Raw genomic sequence first — 18,851 nt, 5'->3', positions numbered from 1 at the left:
ATATCTCTGACACGACTTAATATATAATACAGAATGCTTTTCAATATGTCAACAACGAGTCTTAACAAGACTCTCATTATCAACGCACCCTTGCTCGGGAGCCTATTTAATATACCGCTTTTCATAATGTTCGTCAACTGCTTTGTTTTCAAAATTTTTTCCGAACATTCAATACCCCTTCAGTCGACGAAAAAAGCGTTCCATAATAGCTAACTATCACGAAACGCTTTCGTTACATGTTATTAGAATAGTGCCAGTTGATTCTCATCTGGCATGCCGGCGAGTACGCCGTTCTCATCTAAGTAATCCATCAACGTCTTTGACACACCACCGCGCTGTGCAAGATCTTCCTTTGAAAGGAATTCACGTTCTGCACGTGCAGCAATGATCCGCTTCGCAACGTTATCCCCCAGACCGGGTACCGCATTAAACGGTGCAATCAACGTATCACCATCTAATACCCACTGCTCTGAGTCAGACTTGTACAAATCAACCATATTGAACTTAATACCACGTTCAAGGGCTTCATTAGCTAATTCAAGCACAGTCAATAAGTCCTTATCCTTAGCTGAAGCTTCATTTCCCATTTTCTTAATTTCTTGAATTCGCGCCTTAGTTGAATTCAAACCACGTGACATGGCAACGATATCAAAGTTACTTGCGCGAACTGAGAAATACGCCGCGTAATACAACGTCGGGAAGTAGACCTTAAAGTAGGCGATTCGCAACGCCATCAAAACGTAAGCAGCCGCGTGGGCACGTGGGAACATGTACTTAATCTTTAACCCTGACTCGATATACCACTCCGGTACGCCCGCTGCGCGCATTTCAGCTTGGTACTCGTCCGAGATTCCTTTACCCTTACGTACCTTTTCCATAATCTGGAATGATGACTCCGGTTGTACCCCATAGTTAATCAAGTCGGTCATAATCTTGTCACGCGTTCCGATGACCGTACCGATTGTCGCAATCCCGCGTTGAATTAATTCATCCGCATTACCGCGCCACACGTCAGTTCCGTGGGACAAACCGGAAATTTGTAGTAATTCAGAATAGTTCTTTGGGTGCGTTTCTTCCAACATACCACGAACAAACGCCGTTCCAAATTCGGGAACACCCAATGTACCTGACTTTGAGAATATTTGGTCCTCGTCTACGCCAAGTGCTTCTGGTGATGAAAATAGACTCATCACCCCTGGATCATTCATCGGAATCGTTTGCGGATCGATACCGGACATATCCTGTAAGGCACGAATCATCGTGGGATCATCGTGACCCAAGATATCCATCTTTAGGATATTATCGTGAATTGAGTGAAAATCGAAGTGGGTCGTCCGCCAAGTAGCTGACAAATCATCGGCGGGGAACTGAATTGGCGTGAAATCAAAAATTTCCATATTGTCCGGCACAATCAAGATACCTGCCGGGTGCTGACCAGTAGTTCGCTTAACCCCAGTAGCGCCCAAAGCCAGCCGTTCAATTTCTGCACCACGGAAACTAACATCATGATCACGCTCATACGCCTTTACGTATCCAAACGCGGTCTTATCCGCCACCGTCGCAATCGTACCGGCACGGAACACATTATTCTCACCAAACAAAGACTTCATATAGTTGTGAGCAAATTGCTGATAGTCACCAGAGAAGTTCAAATCAATATCCGGCACCTTGTTACCCTTGAAGCCCAAGAAAGTTTCAAACGGAATGTTGTGTCCATCCCCAATCAACTTCGTCCCATCGATTGGACTCAACTTTTCAGGCAAATCATAGCCTGACTCGTACTCACGCGGATCAACGAATTCAACATAGTCACCAGCAACACTGCGATAGTGTGGTGGCAACGCATTCACTTCAGTAATCCCGATTAACAGAGCAATCAGTGACGATCCCACCGAACCACGGGATCCAACCAAATAACCATCTTTATTTGACTTAGCCACCAAACGTTGCGCAACCAAGTAAATAACCGAGAACCCGTTGGAAATAATTGAACGTAATTCTTGCTCAATACGGGCTTCGACAATTTCAGGTAACGGATTCCCATACAAACGGTAGGCTGTTTCATATGACTTCTGACGCACTTCATCATCAGCGCCAGGTATGTTAGGTGGATAATTTCCACCCTTAATCGCTTCAACATCGTCAATCATGTCAGCCACAACGTGTGTATTATCAATAACTAACTTTTTAGCCAGCTCCTCCCCCATCCAAGCAAAGTCGTCCAACAACTCCTGAGTCGTTCGGAAATGTATATCTGGCAATGAATAACGATTCAAGGGATTTGCCCCACCTTGTGAGCTAATCAAAATTTTACGGTAAATGGCGTCCTCGGGATTTAGATAGTGAACATCCCCCGTCACAACCACCGGCTTACCTAATTCATCGCCGATTTGTACCGCTTGCATCATTAGCTCACGCAGACGGGCTTCATCTTGAATAAGTTCAGCTTCCAAAGCCGGTACGTAGTTAGCTGATGGTTGTATTTCAATGTAATCGTAATACGTCGCCTTTGCTTTGGCTGCCGCATACCCCTTCTGCATCAAGGCTTCCCAGAATTCACCAGTGTTATCTCCAGTACCCAGCAACAAGCCTTCACGGTATTTATTCAATAATGAACGCGGTACACGTGGTACACGCTGCAGATACGTGGTATTTGATTCTGAAATCATCTTATAAAGGTTCTTCACCCCAGTTTGCGTCTGAACCAACACAATCGCATGATTTGGACGACCGTGACGCCAAGCATCATTTTCCATCATGTGGTCATTCAATTGATCCGCATACTCAATACCATACTCCTCACGCGCTTGCTCCAAGAAAACGCGGTTCAAATGACCCGTTGTTTCAGAGTCAAAGATGGCACGGTGGTGTTGTTCCAAAACAATCCCAAAGTGCTTAGCCAACGTATTCAAACGATATGACCGCATGCTTGGGTACAAGAATCGGGCCAAAATTAACGTATCAATGACTGGATTTGTAATTGGTGCTAATTGATGACGGGCATACCCTTCTTGCATGAAGCCCATATCAAACGTCACATTGTGTCCAACCAAAACTGCGTCGCCGTAGAATTCACGGAATTCTTCAAAGACTTGCCTTTCGGGTTTTGAACCGCGCACCATATCATCTGTAATCGACGTTAAATTCACTGTTGTCTGGCTCAATGGGAACCCAGGATCGATAAACTCTGAGAACTCTGCAATCACATTCCCTTTAACCATTTTGACGGCTGATAATTCAATCACCTTGTCATAAGCTGCTGACAAACCAGTCGTCTCCACGTCAAATACCACAAATTCAGCTTCATCAAGTTTCGTGTGATCAGGGTTGAAAATGATTGGTTCACCATCTTCAACCAAATTCACCTCGACCCCATAAATCATTTTGATGCCGTTCTTAGCAGCTGAAGACGCCGCTTCTGGGAATCCTTGCGCACCAGCTGTATCAGTAACAGCAATCGCATCCATGCCCCACTTAGCTGCTTGCCTCACGTAATCGCCAATCCCATTTGTGGCATCCATAGTCGACATCACAGAATGCGTATGCAATTCAATTCGCTTTTGTTCACCTTCATACGGATCGAGACGTGGCGCATGCTTGATAATTTCCATATCATACGCCGTCATCGTCAAATCACGCACAAAGTCATCTTGTTGAATTGGACCACGAGCACGAATCCATGTGCCAGGCTTCATATCAGCAAAGAATGCCTCATCATTTTCATCGCGTGAGAACTTCTTCAAAATAAACGAACTCGTGTAGTCGGTCACCTTCATCGTTAGCAATTGACGTTCAGACTTCAACACGCGGACTTCCACATCAAACACATATCCTTCAACAATTACAGAACGTTCTTCGGTCTCAATATCGCCCATTTTGGTGATTTCTGCATCTGCGGCAATTCTACGACCCAACGCACCTGGATTATTACCAGCACCGCCACCGTTACGTGGGACTGATTGGCGTTGCTTAGCTGCCTGCTCAATTTGAACCTTAGCCATCTCGGCTAGCTGTTGATCTTGCGCAGCGCGTTGTGCCATAACCTGAGCATGTGATTCGGCCGCCAACTGCTCATCAACCAAAATGTTGAACGGCAGCTGATAACCAACTCCCAACTTTTTATAAGTCCCTTCAATAATTGATAACCCTGTTTGTCGGGCATAGTTGGCCCAAACAGCGGTATCAAACGTTAAGTCTAATTTGTTACCAGTGATTTGTGGCAACACATGCGCAAACGCCTGCCGGAAAGCGCCCGGTTCGTTTTGATGTTGTTGCAGTACCCACGTCCAATAATCCACAATTTGTTGTGCTGTTGGTTGTTCAGTCAAATGAAGCTGATAAGTTGTTTGCACAATATTGGCAAACGCTGTCTGCATCCGGGCAACCAAAGCAGCCAGCTCCTGCACTGGAGGTAACTGAGGCATTTCAAAATGGAATTGCCAGATTTTTGATTGCTTGTGCACAGCAAGCTTGGTTAGCGAAGCTTCCTGCAAACTTGCTGGGACTTCCTCATATTGCAATTGCTGCAACAATGTTTGGAATTGTTCTTGTGCGGTCAACGCCATGGATAGGTACTCCCTTCTCTCATTTTCACAATCTGTATCTATTATACCCTCTTCTGATTACAGGACGATAACTAAAACAAAAAGACCGCTAGTGAACAACACTAACGATCTTTTCGGATCGCGGTAAATGGGCTTTTACCGCATTCTATTCTGATGATATGTCTCGCACATCATCGATTTTTAAGGAGAAGGTTGCAGGTTGGTTAAACCTGCGGGTTATGAGTAGGTTTTATGGGCTGTTGACTGGATATCTCTGTATCCCTTATCAACAGTGATAATCATAACGACCCAACCTTAAAATAAGAATAAAGTTGCTTTCGGTTTAAAAGTGGGTAAAAGCTAAAACAGTCAAGACGGCAATGATGACCCATAAGAATTTGCGCATCGTCATCTCCGCTTTCACTTATTCATTCATACAATAAGTATCCCAGAAAAATGTGCCTATTTTATGAAAGCGATTTCGCGCTAACTTTTTCTTAATAAAAAAGCGGAGGAAATTCCCCGACTTTCATTAGATATATTATACGACGCGTACCCGTATCGCTTATATCTAAGATTAAGCTTGCGCATCCGCTTCTGGTTGCAACAAGATTTGTAGCGTTGAAACCAGTTCTTCAGTCCGGACTTCAATCGCTTCTTCAGACTTACGCAACTTCACTTCAACGATGCCTTCGCCGGCCTTTTTACCAATTGTGACACGAACTGGCAAACCAATCAAATCTGAATCATTGAACTTAACACCGGCACGCTCGTTACGGTCATCGACCAATACTTCGTAACCAGCTTCATCCAACTTGTCGTTCAACTCATCCGTCAAAGCACGTTGCGTTTCATCTGAATACTTCATTGGCACCAAATGAACATCCCATGGTGCAACAGACGTTGGCCAAGCCAAACCGTTTTCATCCGCATTTTGCTCAGCAATTGCTGCCAACAAACGTGACACACCAATACCATATGATCCCATAATGACATCTGCTTGGCGGCCATTGGCATCCAAGACTTGGGCACCCATTGACTTTGAGTAACGTGTTCCCAACTTAAAGATGTGGCCAATTTCAATACCCTTTGTAAACTTCAAGTGACCCTTACCATCAATAGCCAAATCACCTTCACGGGCTGTACGGACATCTGCCACTTCATCAATACGGAAATCACGGTCAACATTTGCGTTCAAGTAGTGGAAGCCTGATTCGTTTCCGCCGACCGTCACGTTAACCATGTCGGTTACCCATTCGTCAGCGATAATCTTGACGTCTTCACCAACACCGACTGGTCCCAATGAACCGAATGGCGCTCCCAAAATCGCTTGCGCTTCTTCTTCGGTTGCCATACGCAATTCATCAGCATGCAAGTAGTTTTGGACTTTAACTTCGTTAACTTCAAAGTCACCACGAACCAAAATCATCACTGGTTCACCGTCAGCGTACATAAACAACGTCTTCACCAATTGATCGGGCGTCGTTTGCAAATACTCAGCCAACTCATCGATGGTCTTGACTTCAGGCGTTGCAATCTTTTCCAAATCAGCCATTTGCGCGTGTGACTTGTTTGGCGTGTACAAATCCTTCGCCATTTCCAAGTTAGCTGCGTAATCTGATTCATCTGAGTAAGCAATGATATCTTCACCGGCTTCAGCTGGCGCTGAGAATTCCTTGGAATCGGAACCGCCCATTGCACCAGCATCACCCACGATAACACGGTAATCCAAGCCAATTCGGTCAAAGATATTGATGTATGCTGATTCCATGTTCTTGTATGACTCATCCAAACCATCTTGATCAACAGAGAATGAGTATGCGTCCTTCATGATAAACTCACGACCACGCAAGACACCAAAACGTGGTCGGTTTTCATCACGGAACTTAGTTTGGATTTGGTAAACCGTTAGTGGCAAACGCTTGTATGACTTGATATCATCACGAATCAACGTCGTCATCGTCTCTTCGTGTGTCGGTCCCAAAATCATGTCGCGGTCGTGACGATTCTTTAACTTAAACAAGTTTGGACCGTATGTCTCATAACGACCTGATTCTTGCCACATTTCAGCTGGCAAAAGCATTGGTGCCGACATTTCAATCGCATCAATCTTTTCCATTTCTTCACGAATAATGCCGTTGATTTTGTTCAACACGCGTTGTGCCATTGGCAAGTATGCGTAGACACCAGCTGAAACCGGACGCATGTAACCAGCACGCAACATCATTTGGTGCGAGATAACTTCTGCATCAGCAGGCGTTTCGCGCAACGTTGGAATAAATACCTTCGACTGTTTCATTGGATAATAACCTCATCCCTATTCTTAGCGCACAAAGCGCACTTTAAAAATTCTTATATTATAGTAACACATATCACTAGGCCCGCGGTTTACAATTCGGGGTCATTTCACCTGGAATAGAAAAAGGACCAGCCGATTTGGCCGATCCTATTAATTCATCGGTGTTCACTTGAAGAAATATCGGATAATATCGTTTCCTGTAACGGCAATCATCAACACAAACAAGAATGCAACACCCGCTAGCGTAACGGCCGTTTCAACCCGTTCCGGAAGGGGACGCCGCACAACAGCTTCGACAGCATTCAAGAGCAACTTGCCACCATCCAACCCTGGAATTGGGAGTAGATTCATCATCCCCAAATTAACTGAGAGCATTGCCATGAATGACACAATCGCTAAGAAGCCATACGAACTTACTTGCTCAGTATTCTTATAAATGGCAACTGGGCCACCTAACTTATTCAGCGAGAACCCTTGAATCAAGTTCTGAATTGCACGGAATATCTGCGTCATGGCTTGACCAGTCGCACGGAAGGCATATTGTACACGTGGCATAAATGCCTTGGTCGTTGTCGGCGTCACCCCAATCTGACCAACCAGCATGCCTCCGTTTTTAACGGCTTCCGGCGTCAGTGTTGTCGTCTTTAATTGACCGTTTCGCTCATACGTTACCGTGGTCTTCTCTTTTGGCAAAGCTTGGATCGTCGTTTGCATTTTCTGCCATGATGACATTTTCACGCCATTGATTTTTTCAATTGTATCGCCTTTTTTCAAATCAGCCGTCGCTGCCGGTGAATTCTGCGCAACATCTTGCAACGTTGTCGTTGTCACACCCGGCATAGCAAAAGCCAACCCCATGAACAAGACGACCGTTAAAATAAAGTTATTCATTGGTCCGGCAAAATTAATTAATGCCCGTTGCCAAAGCTTGGCCGATTCAAAGTGCATATCCCGTGGGGCAACCAACACTTCAGTCCCATCAGCTTCGATCACCGACGCTTCATGATCAACCGGCAGCTTAACCAACGTTTGATCATCGTCTGACCAGTAACCCTCCACAAACATATCGTCAACTAAATCAACCCGATTAACTGTTAACGTGCGGCCGCCAACTAATTCGGTCTGATCAGACACGTTTAAGCGTGTCACCACATCATCTTGTTGCACGACCACAATTGTCATCCCCGGCCGAATTGTTTCTTCTTCAGCCTCAGCACGCCCAGCCATCCGCACATAACCCCCGACTGGCAACACACGAACCGTGTACGTCGTCCCGTTGCGCCGGGTTTGAAACAGCTTAGGTCCCATGCCGATTGCAAACTCCCGGACACGGACACCTGCCTTCTTGGCAAAATAGAAATGCCCAAATTCATGCACAATCACCAAAATACCAAAGACAATAATAAAAGTAATAATTGTTGTCATAATTTCTCCAGCGTTCCCTTTTCAATAGGCCCTAGTATACAACAAAACCCTGATTGATACGTTAAAATCGCCCAGAGTTTTACTATTTTCTATTAGTTTATCAAGCCTAACAAGAACATCAATGGCAAAACAATCAACATTGAATCAAAGCGATCCAAAATGCCACCGTGACCTGGCAGCACCGTACCAGAATCCTTCACCTTGTAGAAACGCTTCAAGCCAGACTCAATCAAGTCACCAAACTGTCCTGCGATTGACAGAACTATGGCGATAACAACCATCACCGGCCAGCTATAGGCTTGTGGGAAAAAGACTAGGTAAACAGCTGCTGCAAGCACAGCCACAACCGTCCCACCAATTGAGCCTTCCCATGTCTTGTTAGGTGAGATTGTAGTCAACTTGTGCTTACCAAGCTTGCGACCAATCATGTAAGCACCTGAATCTGTAATCCAAACAATCAGGAAGGCAAACATCAAGGTGTCCAACCCGGCATTGCGGGCAGCGACCATCATGCTGAAACCCATACCGACATACATCATCGTCAAGGTAAAAACACCGGCATCCTCAAAACTGAACTTATTCTTGGCAATCACCGTGTGTAACAACATTAACAAAATAAAGATGTACAACAATGATGTCCGGTGCAAGGCAATTGGTGCATGGATATTGTCCCATAGCGTCGCTGGTAACGTCATTACTAGCGCACCCAACATTGTCAATATTGCACCAAAGTCAACCAACAACGTCTTGCGCATCAAGACGACTTCACTCGCTGCAATCACGGCCAACAATGAGGCAGCGGCTTGAATCCACAAGCCCCCGGCAATCAAAATCGGCACAAAGATAGTCAGAGCCACAACGGCTGTGATAACACGTGTCTTCATTACTACACTCCTACTTCTTATCGCTTTGATTTTCAGCAATGCCACCAAACCGTCGGTCACGGGCTTGGTACATTGCTAATGCCTTTTCAAAGACCGCTGGGGTTACCTCAGGCCAATGTTCGTCAATGAATACAAATTCGGCATACGCAAGTTGCCAAAGCAAAAAGTTCGACAACCGCATTTCACCACTCGTTCGAATCAAGACATCTGGATCGGCGAATTCGCCCAATGGTGCCGTCATTAGCGCAGCATCAATTGTCGCATCGTTAATTTGCTCAGGTTGCAATTCGCCCGCCGCTACCTGCGCAGCAATCTGCTGCACACCTGTCACGATTTCGGCACGACTACCATAGTTTAAAGCAAAATTTAGCACCATGCCGGTGTTGTTTGCCGTCTGGGCAATGGCGTCATTAACCGCACGTTGCGTGTCCACTGGTAATTGGTCAATGTATCCCATTACGTTCACACGCACATTTTTTTCGATAAGTTCTGGGACAAACGTGTCAAAAAACTTACCGGGTAGCTTCATCAAAAAACCAACTTCCGTCTCAGGTCGCTTCCAATTCTCTGTTGAAAAAGCGTAGAGCGTCAATACCTTAACACCCAAATCACTGGCTGCCTTGGTAATATCTTTCACTACTTCCATCCCGCGTTGGTGACCAGCCACACGTGGTAAATTCTGTTGCTTAGCCCAGCGACCATTACCGTCCATGATAACCGCAACGTGGTTTGGGGTTCGCGTCTTATCTAATTGTGGCAATTGACCCGTTACGACCGTTTTTTGCTTTTTGAAAAACACGATGCTTCCTCCGCCTCTATAAATGTAAAATACGTGACTGGCTTAAAGTCACGCATGTCAATCCTTTTATTATAGCAGTTTGTCACATAGCGTGTATGGTAAAATCCCCTGCTTTAACTATTACTTATCAAAAACAGACTCATCATCATAAGCACCCGCTAGTAACGCTTCGATGGTGTCTAACACACCATTGTGATTATTATCGTTAACGGCAAGATTTGGCACGCGGACCTTCATGAAGTCTTCCGCATTTGGCATCACAAATGGATACTTCACATAACGCAACATCTCCAAATCGTTACCGTTATCACCAAAAGCAGCCATCTCTTCAGGCTTAATATCCCACTTAGCTGCCAACTGTTCCAAACCAGTTCGCTTATTTACGCCAGGCGCCAAAATATCAACCGACCCGAAACCTGATCCGGTTGTATGGAGCTCTTCGCCAAAGACCTCGCGTAATTGTTGGACGTGCCCATGGACATCAACCGATGGATCCCACACCAATGAGAATCGGAAGATGTTGTCGTCAACATCCATAAACTTCTCAACTTGGTGGACAGTTGGGTAGAACGTCTTAACCGCCGCAATCATTTCTGGCGTCGCATGGTTTGACACATAGGCGCCATCATTACCTGACAGGATAATCAAATTATCCATATTAGCATGTGTCTCACTATTCCATTGCATGACGCGTGCAATCTGGTCGCGAGACAATGATGATTCTGCCAAAACCTCATTATTGTGCGTAATCAAAGCACCGTTATCTGAAACATACGTGATACGGTCGGGGTTGACCGGTTCAAAGTATGACCGTAATTGCTTGTATTGATTCCCACTAGCTGCAACAAATCGGATGCCCTTTTCATCTAATTGATCGAGCAAATCTTCCATCCGGGCATAGTCAAATGTGCGATCATCACGCAACAATGTGCCATCCATATCTGTTGCAATTAACTTAATTGTCATCGTTCCCATTTCTCCTTCGCTTTGAAAATAATGAGCTTACTCAATACGTAATTAGAGACCACCACGAATACGTTTTGAATAACATTCCATAATATATCGTTTTGGTGGAGCAGACTCGTTCCGAACCATAAAATCGCCATACCAATCAGTCCAGTCGCGATTCGCGCAACATAGAACTTAACAGCCTCATTTAGCAATTCACGGAAACCATGCGCCTGACTGTCAAAGACCCACACACGATTGGTTAAATAAGCAAACAACACCGTAAAGAACCAGGCAATGACGTACGCCGCCATAATCGTCACTTGGGCTAAGCGCAACCCACCATACAAAATGATGTTAAATATCGTGGTTAAGCCACCGAAAAACAAGTATAAAATTTGGGCGCGATACTTAGTAAAAATTGTCATGACTGACTTCATCAGTAAACTCTCAACTCTCTAGGACATAATTTCGTCACATTTTTATCTTTAAAGCATTATAACAAACTGCCCAGTAATCCGGTTAGTTTGCTACAATTATGTAGTTAGATTTTACAAATTGTCCTAACTCAGCTTGAGTTGGCAGAATAAATATCAGCGAAAGGAGCTCTCATGGCGAACGATTATCAAAATAGTCTTACCCGTCTTAATCAATTGGCAGACAATCCCACATCAGCGTCATTCACCAGTTTGGATAACGTCCCTCCCCAAACCAGAACAACCCAACGACGAAAAGGCACCCGCCCACAATGGCAGCAAATTCAATGGGTCTCAATTTTAATTGCAGTCCTATCGCAGCTTGCAATTTGGTGGATTTACCCAGCAATCTATTCAAAAAATTTAGCGGGAGGACAGTGGCAACACAATCCCCTATTGATGACCTATAGCGTCATCTTGGCCCTGGCCATCTGTTTAACTTTCAACCGTGGGTTCTCACGTTGGTTGAACTTTGGCGTTATCTTAATTCCAATGGTATTCCTGTACTTTCTCTATCAGCAAATCACTATGCAGCAGATTATTTTGTTAGCATTGCTACCGCTTTCATTGCTCCTCATTAATCTCAAATGGTTAAATCTACAAAACATCTTGGGCTTGGTGCTATACTCTGGTATCGCTACCCTCGCTTTGCCAGTTGTGATTTTCTATCAGCAAAACACCTTCCTAACAGCACCTTTCATTTGGAGTTTGTTGCCGTTGTTGTTTAGTTATTTGTTCTATATGAGCAGTATTTTTGTGACCACTGGTCGCGATAAACGGGCGACTTCATTAGCTTTTGGCATCATTTTACTGTTAGATGTGTTGACATTGCCTTGGAATCCGTGGACGTTGTTAGCCATTATTATCATCGTCTTTACCTGGATGGTGTTAATCAACCTTAATCTCAAGGCTAAGTACCGGATGGGCGTCTTTTCATTGCTCCAAGCAATTACCGTCCTGGTTATCTTCTTGCAGCAAAAATAACAACCAATATCGTTAAAAGCCGCAAATCACCCGATTAAATCGAGGATTTGCGGCTTTTAAACTATGTACTGAATGGTTACATGTTTCATATGACGCCATTCATCTCATACGCCGTTAGTCTGTATCTTCCTGTTCACTCATTGCAAAAAGTGACTTTTTTAACCGGTAGGCAACCACTGCCAATAAATTTCCGGCCAATAACATCCCAAATAAGAATTGATACGGATGATTTTTGACAAAATTGACTGGTCTCATCGCAGTTCCCTCAGTACGCCCGGCGTTCACATCCCTAGCCCAGCGGCGCTCACCTAACTCTGGTGTCTCCACTGCGCCAACAATCACCGGTTCATCATGTTCATTTTCCGGCACCAACACAATTGGTTCAGCATGATCCGTTCCCCGTCCCAGCCAAATTCGACAACGTCTCTTTGAGAGACTGTATAACATTTGTAACAATGTCCTGATTATCATCAGTCACATTCCAAGCAGCTACCAGCGTACTGGCCATGAACGATTTCTGCGATAAAACCGTGCTGGCCTGAATGGCTCCCCGTTGACTGCTGTTCCCATACACACCGTCATCAATAACGTTGCGATTAGAGATGCCGTCCTTATTTTTTTAATCACTTCATACTCTCCTCTGTAACAACGAACAATGCCCAGCCGTAACCATTGCCTCCCCATTACTTCAGAAAGTTACATGTTTTACGCTGTTCATTCCCGATAAACATATTGCACGGTGATTTTCTTCTAATTTAGGGCACTTATTTGCATTTTACGTGTCCGAACTATCGAACTTTTCACTTTTTCTTTCTGTTTTCTGTGTCCATTTCGTGAATGTCCGACAGGTGGTATTTTTTCACAAGCGAGAGCCAGTATTTTGTACAATCAATATGCATATTACATAATATAAAAAGAGGCTGATCCAGAAATTTCTGTCTCAGCCTCTTATACTTATGCTTTGTAATTCAATTTCTCATCCGCCATAGCATACCCCGCTGCGACACGATCGCTCACCTTGCCATCTGGGAAGTAAGTTGGATACCAATAGTTAATCATATCCATATCATCTACATGCGACTCTTCATCATTCATCCAGCTGTCACGGAATGTCACGACACCAGTTTCACGATTAATTTTGAACCGCGTCACCAGCTGTTGACCATTAAAGTGCAAATACAATTGACGCATTCCAGCCTCGCCTGGGACTGGCTCTGAAGCAAGTTCGGCAGTTGTTTCAGATAGTACCTGCGTTGCTCGCTCACCCAAGCAACCATGATCAGCCATTGATCGCAAAACAACGGCAACAGTAATCTCACGATCAGAACGTTCTGCTAGAAATGCTTTGTAATCAAACATGATGTAAATCCCCTCTTATCTCATGAAGTCTTTTATTCACGGATAATAATAGCACTTGTCAGCAACGATAGAAAAAATAGGGCCCCAAAAGGTGTCATCTAGATTCCCACACCAAAACAAAAGCACCGGCCATCATGGTCAGTGCTTTAAACGTTATTTTAGTATGTCAGCGCAAGGAAACGAACTTTGTCCAAAATTAATAACATCGCCGTTTGCGTTGCTTCATAGTGCTTCTTTTGGTCTTCCGAACCTTATTGTTCGTTAAAACAGGCCAAGCTCCTTTTTATGAACGTCAATTCATATTCTAAAATTTCTTCGAACGTCTTCGTGAATCCATCCCACAAATCAGTTTGATCTTCTTGGTCTTCCAAAAAAATTGGATAAACCGAGTATCTGTATAGCCCATGCTGAATTGTACCCCAATTTGGGGCGCAATTTCATGCTGATTCTTGATGTGCAAGAAATGATGCTCCGAATTCCAACGAATCCGCTCAATTGCCTTCAAAATCGTCTTGTTCATTGCCATCACCCTCATTTAAGTTGTTATTACTTTGCTAGCAACGGCAAGACCCAGGTCGTTCACGCCCAACTAATCGGCATAATAAACAGCATTGCTGGAATCATGTCAGCCGTCGGGAACATGCGCACCTTAATCATTCGGAACCCCGTTGCTAACATAAGGGTACCGCCAACCGCCTTAAAGTCAATTATCATGGCTGGCGTCGTGAGCGGATAAATCACCCTAGCCAACAAAAACAGAATCATCAACACAACAAATCCCAAGTTGGCTGCAAAAATAGCGCCCGTGAAAAAAATCCAAAATCGATTTTGTGATCAAAATGGTTGCATCCCCAGTCATCCCGTTCACCAGTGCCCCATAAATACCGGTATCAGATGAAACAAACAACACAATGCCGGTTAATAAGGATGCAGAAAACTCTTCCTCAGAAAGCGTCTTGTGAGCTGGGACAAATCGGGCAATGATGCGTTGCATTTGGAAAGCCCCACGGTTAATCCACGCACTTACATGTAGTAATAAACCAACCGCGGTTCCAATAATCAAAGCAAAATGACTGCGGCCATATTTTTGGTCGGTGCAATCGCGATTATTCCCATCGTCATCGACGCCAGACCAAAAATCACAATATAACCAATATATACCCATTTTGATAGAATTAGCAAAAAAGCGGTACCGCTATTGATTAAGCTTACTTTTCAAAGTCGTCTGACGTCATTGACGCGTTGTACAAAGCCACCACATCAGCTGGCGTCATTGGCACATAACCATTGTTCAAACCAAACGTTACCGCTGATTCAGCCATTTCTTGGAAGTGTTCATCATTAATGATTTCAACACCAGGCAAGTTTGTTGATACCGCCAATGACTTCACCCAGTCATACGTTGCTTGAATAGCCTTTTCAGCCACAACTTGATCATCGTCATCTTGAATTGACCAGACATTACGACCAAAGCGGGCAAACTTCGCCACTGTCTTATCAGACAAGACAAACTTCATCCAACGTGGTGTCAAAATACCCAAGCCGACACCGTGTGTAATGTCATAGAACGCTGACAATTCGTGATCAATAGGGGGCACCGTCCAAGCGTTTTGCTTACCCAATCCAACCAAACCATTCAATGCTATCGTTGATGCCCACATCAAGTTTGCGCGTGCTTCATAATTGTCTGGCGTTACTAATGCAATTGGTGCCCACTTAATAACCGCACGGTATAGGCCTTCGATTTGACCATCTTGAATATCCGTATCGTTCGCTTGATCGAAATATTGCTCCGTCAAGTGTGAGAAGATATCGATTGAGCCTGCCGCCGTTTGCCACTTTGATACTGAGTACGTCAATTGTGGTTCCAAGAATGAAACAGCCGGCGTGTTAGGACCAAACGTCCCAATCTTTTGGTTCGTCTCAGGGTTTGAAATCACCGATGCCCAGTTCATCTCAGTTCCAGTAGCTGACAACGTCAAAATATCGACTAATGGCAACTGATCGATGGCATAACGCTTATCAGCATCCAGTACCAAGTCCCAAGGATCACCCTCGTAGAACTTGGCAGAAGCAATCACCTTTGACGCATCGATAACAGAACCATCACCAACAGCCAACACAACATCAACATTGTGCTCCTTAACAAGGCGTTGTCCCTCACGAACTGAATCAATCTTTGGGTTAGGTTCGATACCTGACAACTCAACAACATTCAAGCCTGACAAAGCCTTCATCACACGTTCGTACAAACCTGAACGCTTAATTGAACCACCACCGTATGCCAACAAGACATTTTGTCCGAATTGCGCAACCGCATCATGCAGCTCCGTATCAATGTGATTCTTACCAAAACGAATGTCTGTCTTGTTTACAAAACGAAAATCTTCAATGGATAGCATCCTCCAAATAAGTTGTTATTTTTCTCATTTATAGCTGATACTATACATCCTTAACAGATTAATTGTTACCGTTTTTACGAAAAAATTTACTGCACCGGTCCTTTTCATTTGCGCTAATTTCCCTGGCATTAATAAGGTAGATACGTTGTTTTTCACGTTACGCCTTTTACACGCAACGTTCAGTTAGATAGAAGTAAAAGGAAGTTCCACCCAATATCCACACAGAGCGAACGGTTATTTAATCGCCCATTTATGCAATTATTTTTAATTCAGTTACTTAGCATGGTGACTTTTTATAGTTTGTTTGTTGCCATCAGTCCGTATGCCGTCGCAACCTATCACGTCAGTACCGCGACAACTGGTTTAGTGGCTGTCATGATGATTATCGGGACGATGATTGCCCGCATTTTTTCTGGTCTCATTACCCAGCATCTCACGGCTAAGCAAATAACGATCCTCAGCATGGCGATTCTCTTGCCCTCACTGTTAGCCTACCAGCTTGAATTGGGCATTTGGTATCTCCTATTTGTTCGTTTCTGGCAAGGCATTTCAGCTGGTTTTACTGGCACCGTCACGAACAATGCTGCCGCCCGAGTCATTCCAGAATCGCGCCTTAGTGAAGGGATTGCCTACTTCTCATTAGCAACCATTTTGGGAACGGCATTTGGTCCATTTTCAGTCAGCTATTAGGGCCCCGTGTTTTTCCAATTGCCGTTTGTGTCATATTTCTTCTTGGTCTATGCTGTCGTGATTTTGCTTTCCCGTCCATTCATGGGTCATTTGATGGATCAACATAACGAGAACTTCGTCATTTATCCAACCTTAATCACGACCGCCTTAGGTCTGTGCGCAATTGCCCGAATGCACTCCGTTTGGGTCATGCTACTCAGTGCCGTACTAGTCGGCTTAGGTTTCGGTAACTTCCAATCAGCCATCCAGGAAATCGTTACCAAAGTTGTGGCCTCCGACCGCTTAGCGCAAGCCACTTCAACCTACTTTATTTTCTTTGATATGGCTCTAGGTTTTGGCCCCTGCCTACTAGGATTGGTAGTGCCAGCCCTCGGTTACCGTGGTTTATTTACGATGGTTGCCCTATTCGCCATCATCGGCCTACCACTCTACTACCTGGTGCACGGTCGTCACATTCAAAAATAGGCAATATGAAAACCCGCTATCCGAATAGCGGGTTTTCATATTGCCTATTTTTGAATCAGACCGTGTTTCACAAGATAAGTTCGGGCGACTTGGGCCGCCTTCTTATGTTGCACCGTAACTTGATAATTCATTTCAATCATATCTTGGTTGGTAATTTTACCAGATAGCTTATTCAAACTCTTAGCAATCCCTGGATACTTTTGTAACGTTTTATTGTTAACCAACGGTGCTCCCTGATAAGGCGGGAAGAAGTGCTTATCATCTGTCAATGTTACCAAGTGATCTTGCTTCAATTGCGGATCCGTCGTGTAAGCGTCCGTCACATCGATTTGCTTATTGGCTAACGCTTCATACCGCAAACTTGGCTCCATTTGGACGATGTTCTTGAAGTTCAAACCATACGCTTTCTTTAGACCAGGATAGCCATCTGACAACTTGTAGAAATCGGGATTGAACCCGGCTGTCATCTGCGTACTATGACGCAACAAGTCTGAAGTTGTCTGCAAGTGATAGCGCTTGGCATCAGCTTGACGGACCGCCAAGCTGTAAGTATTTTCGTACTTCATTGGTGCCAATAAATCCAAGTTGTGCTGTTGCTTGATCAATGTCCTTGCTTGCTTGTAAGCCGTCTGCTTATCATGCGAAATTGACCCCTTAACCTTAACCAACGACTGCAAAACAGTCCCCGTAAACTCTGGGTACACATCCACTTGGCCACCTTGAAGTGCCTTAAAAATAAAGGTTGTCCCGCCAAAGTTTGGCTTTAATTGGACAGCCATTTTAGGGTTATCGGCTTGAATGAGGTCTTTATACATATTAATCAAAATTTCTGGCTCGCCACCTAGCTTACCAGCAATTGTAATTGTTCCTGCCGGTTGGTTGATCGCCCGGTAACCAACAGAGCCGCCGATAATGACGACTGCACTGACTAACAGTACCCCAATACGGCGGACTGATAACTTGCTCAACAAGCGAATGCCCCATGAAAAAGCCAACGCCAGCACGGCCGATAAAATGGCCCCAATCAACAATTCAGCATTATTATTGGTCTGAATTCCCAACATGATAAAGGTACCCAAACCACCACCACCAATTAGCGCAGCCAACGTGGCCGTTCCAATAATCATGACCATCGCGATTCGCAACCCAGACATAATCATCGGTAACGCTAATGGTAATTGGACCCGAAATAATTTGAAACGCTTTGACAACCCGAAGGCATCCGCAGCTTCTAACAAAATTGGATCAAGCCCAGTCAAGCCCGCATAAGCATTTTGAAAAATCGGCATAATTGCATATAATACCAGCGCAATTACAGCTGGCAATGTCCCGATACCAACCAACGGAATCAGCGCGCCTAAAATGGCAAGGCTTGGAATGGTTTGAATAACACCTGCTACCTGCAAGACCCACTCACCAGCGCGGCGATGATTCATCAACGCAATGGCGAGTGGCAACGCAATCACCGTCGCGATGACGATTGCCATCAACGATAAGAGGATATGTTCCCGCAAAGCCGCCAAAATATCACTAGACTGGGTCGTTAAAATGTGTATCATATCATTAAACATTCGTC

At 44.6% G+C, this 18,851-nt stretch carries 15 protein-coding genes and 1 pseudogene; 3 read left to right on the top strand and 13 right to left on the bottom strand.

What is annotated here, in order from left to right; genetic code table 11:
- Positions 1–242 precede the first annotated feature (242 nt).
- From EST42_RS02260 to EST42_RS02230, 7 genes are all read right to left on the bottom strand, one after another.
- A complete protein-coding gene (locus EST42_RS02260; RefSeq protein ID WP_134644032.1) occupies positions 243–4,565 on the bottom strand; it encodes a PolC-type DNA polymerase III in 4,323 nt (1,440 codons plus the stop codon).
- A gap of 556 nt (positions 4,566–5,121) precedes the next feature.
- Positions 5,122–6,843, bottom strand: a complete 1,722-nt coding sequence (locus tag EST42_RS02255; RefSeq protein ID WP_134644031.1) for a proline--tRNA ligase — start codon at positions 6,841–6,843, stop codon at positions 5,122–5,124.
- A gap of 165 nt (positions 6,844–7,008) precedes the next feature.
- Positions 7,009–8,268, bottom strand: coding sequence for an RIP metalloprotease RseP (gene rseP, locus EST42_RS02250; protein WP_134644030.1), 1,260 nt, complete (start codon positions 8,266–8,268; stop codon positions 7,009–7,011).
- A 92-nt stretch (positions 8,269–8,360) separates the two neighbouring features.
- The gene (locus tag EST42_RS02245) at positions 8,361–9,152 is read right to left on the bottom strand and encodes a phosphatidate cytidylyltransferase (protein WP_134644029.1); all 792 of its coding nucleotides are present in this window, start codon (positions 9,150–9,152) and stop codon (positions 8,361–8,363) included.
- Positions 9,153–9,162: 10 nt separating this feature from the next.
- Positions 9,163–9,951, bottom strand: coding sequence for an undecaprenyl pyrophosphate synthase (locus tag EST42_RS02240; RefSeq protein WP_134644028.1), 789 nt, complete (start codon positions 9,949–9,951; stop codon positions 9,163–9,165).
- A gap of 120 nt (positions 9,952–10,071) precedes the next feature.
- The gene (locus EST42_RS02235) at positions 10,072–10,917 is read right to left on the bottom strand and encodes a Cof-type HAD-IIB family hydrolase (RefSeq protein WP_134644027.1); all 846 of its coding nucleotides are present in this window, start codon (positions 10,915–10,917) and stop codon (positions 10,072–10,074) included.
- The gene (locus EST42_RS02230) at positions 10,914–11,339 is read right to left on the bottom strand and encodes a GtrA family protein (protein ID WP_134644026.1); all 426 of its coding nucleotides are present in this window, start codon (positions 11,337–11,339) and stop codon (positions 10,914–10,916) included. The genes EST42_RS02235 and EST42_RS02230 overlap by 4 nt, the downstream gene beginning before the upstream one ends.
- 171 nt (positions 11,340–11,510) lie before the next feature.
- On the opposite strand from EST42_RS02230, the gene EST42_RS02225 reads away from it, so the two are divergent.
- Positions 11,511–12,359 (top strand): hypothetical protein, encoded by an 849-nt coding sequence (locus EST42_RS02225; RefSeq protein WP_134644025.1) that lies wholly within the window; start codon positions 11,511–11,513, stop codon positions 12,357–12,359.
- Positions 12,360–12,473: 114 nt separating this feature from the next.
- On the opposite strand, the gene EST42_RS02220 is transcribed toward EST42_RS02225, so the two are convergent.
- The 5 genes and pseudogenes from EST42_RS02220 to EST42_RS02200 all read right to left on the bottom strand — a co-directional run bounded on the left by EST42_RS02220 (position 12,474) and on the right by EST42_RS02200 (position 16,111).
- Positions 12,474–12,806, bottom strand: coding sequence for a hypothetical protein (locus tag EST42_RS02220; RefSeq protein ID WP_134644024.1), 333 nt, complete (start codon positions 12,804–12,806; stop codon positions 12,474–12,476).
- A 507-nt stretch (positions 12,807–13,313) separates the two neighbouring features.
- A complete protein-coding gene (locus tag EST42_RS02215) occupies positions 13,314–13,718 on the bottom strand; it encodes a hypothetical protein (protein WP_134644023.1) in 405 nt (134 codons plus the stop codon).
- 304 nt (positions 13,719–14,022) lie between these two features.
- Positions 14,023–14,238, bottom strand: coding sequence for a hypothetical protein (locus EST42_RS10905; RefSeq protein ID WP_245150337.1), 216 nt, complete (start codon positions 14,236–14,238; stop codon positions 14,023–14,025).
- A gap of 59 nt (positions 14,239–14,297) precedes the next feature.
- Positions 14,298–14,861 (bottom strand): annotated as a pseudogene (locus tag EST42_RS02205) (DUF554 family protein); the annotation flags it as partial.
- A gap of 65 nt (positions 14,862–14,926) precedes the next feature.
- Positions 14,927–16,111, bottom strand: coding sequence for an iron-containing alcohol dehydrogenase (locus EST42_RS02200; RefSeq protein WP_134644033.1), 1,185 nt, complete (start codon positions 16,109–16,111; stop codon positions 14,927–14,929).
- Positions 16,112–16,372: 261 nt separating this feature from the next.
- On the opposite strand from EST42_RS02200, the gene EST42_RS10900 reads away from it, so the two are divergent.
- Positions 16,373–16,810: an MFS transporter gene (locus tag EST42_RS10900; protein WP_280633858.1), complete on the top strand. Its 438-nt coding sequence runs from the start codon at positions 16,373–16,375 to the stop codon at positions 16,808–16,810.
- Between the two features lie 6 nt (positions 16,811–16,816).
- Positions 16,817–17,275 carry an MFS transporter gene (locus tag EST42_RS10895; RefSeq protein ID WP_342365127.1) on the top strand — a complete coding sequence of 153 codons (459 nt, stop codon included), beginning with the start codon at positions 16,817–16,819 and terminating at the stop codon, positions 17,273–17,275.
- 44 nt (positions 17,276–17,319) lie between these two features.
- Here the strand turns inward: EST42_RS10895 and EST42_RS02190 are convergent, their stop codons facing one another.
- Positions 17,320–18,846 (bottom strand): ABC transporter permease/substrate-binding protein, encoded by a 1,527-nt coding sequence (locus EST42_RS02190; protein WP_134644022.1) that lies wholly within the window; start codon positions 18,844–18,846, stop codon positions 17,320–17,322.
- Positions 18,847–18,851 lie beyond the last annotated feature (5 nt).

Origin of the sequence: Weissella cibaria, assembly GCF_004521965.1 — a bacterium.
GTDB classification, from domain to species: Bacteria; Bacillota; Bacilli; order Lactobacillales; family Lactobacillaceae; genus Weissella; species Weissella cibaria_A.
Note: the sequence above shows the minus strand (reverse complement) of the source record. Positions and strands in the feature narration are given on the sequence as shown.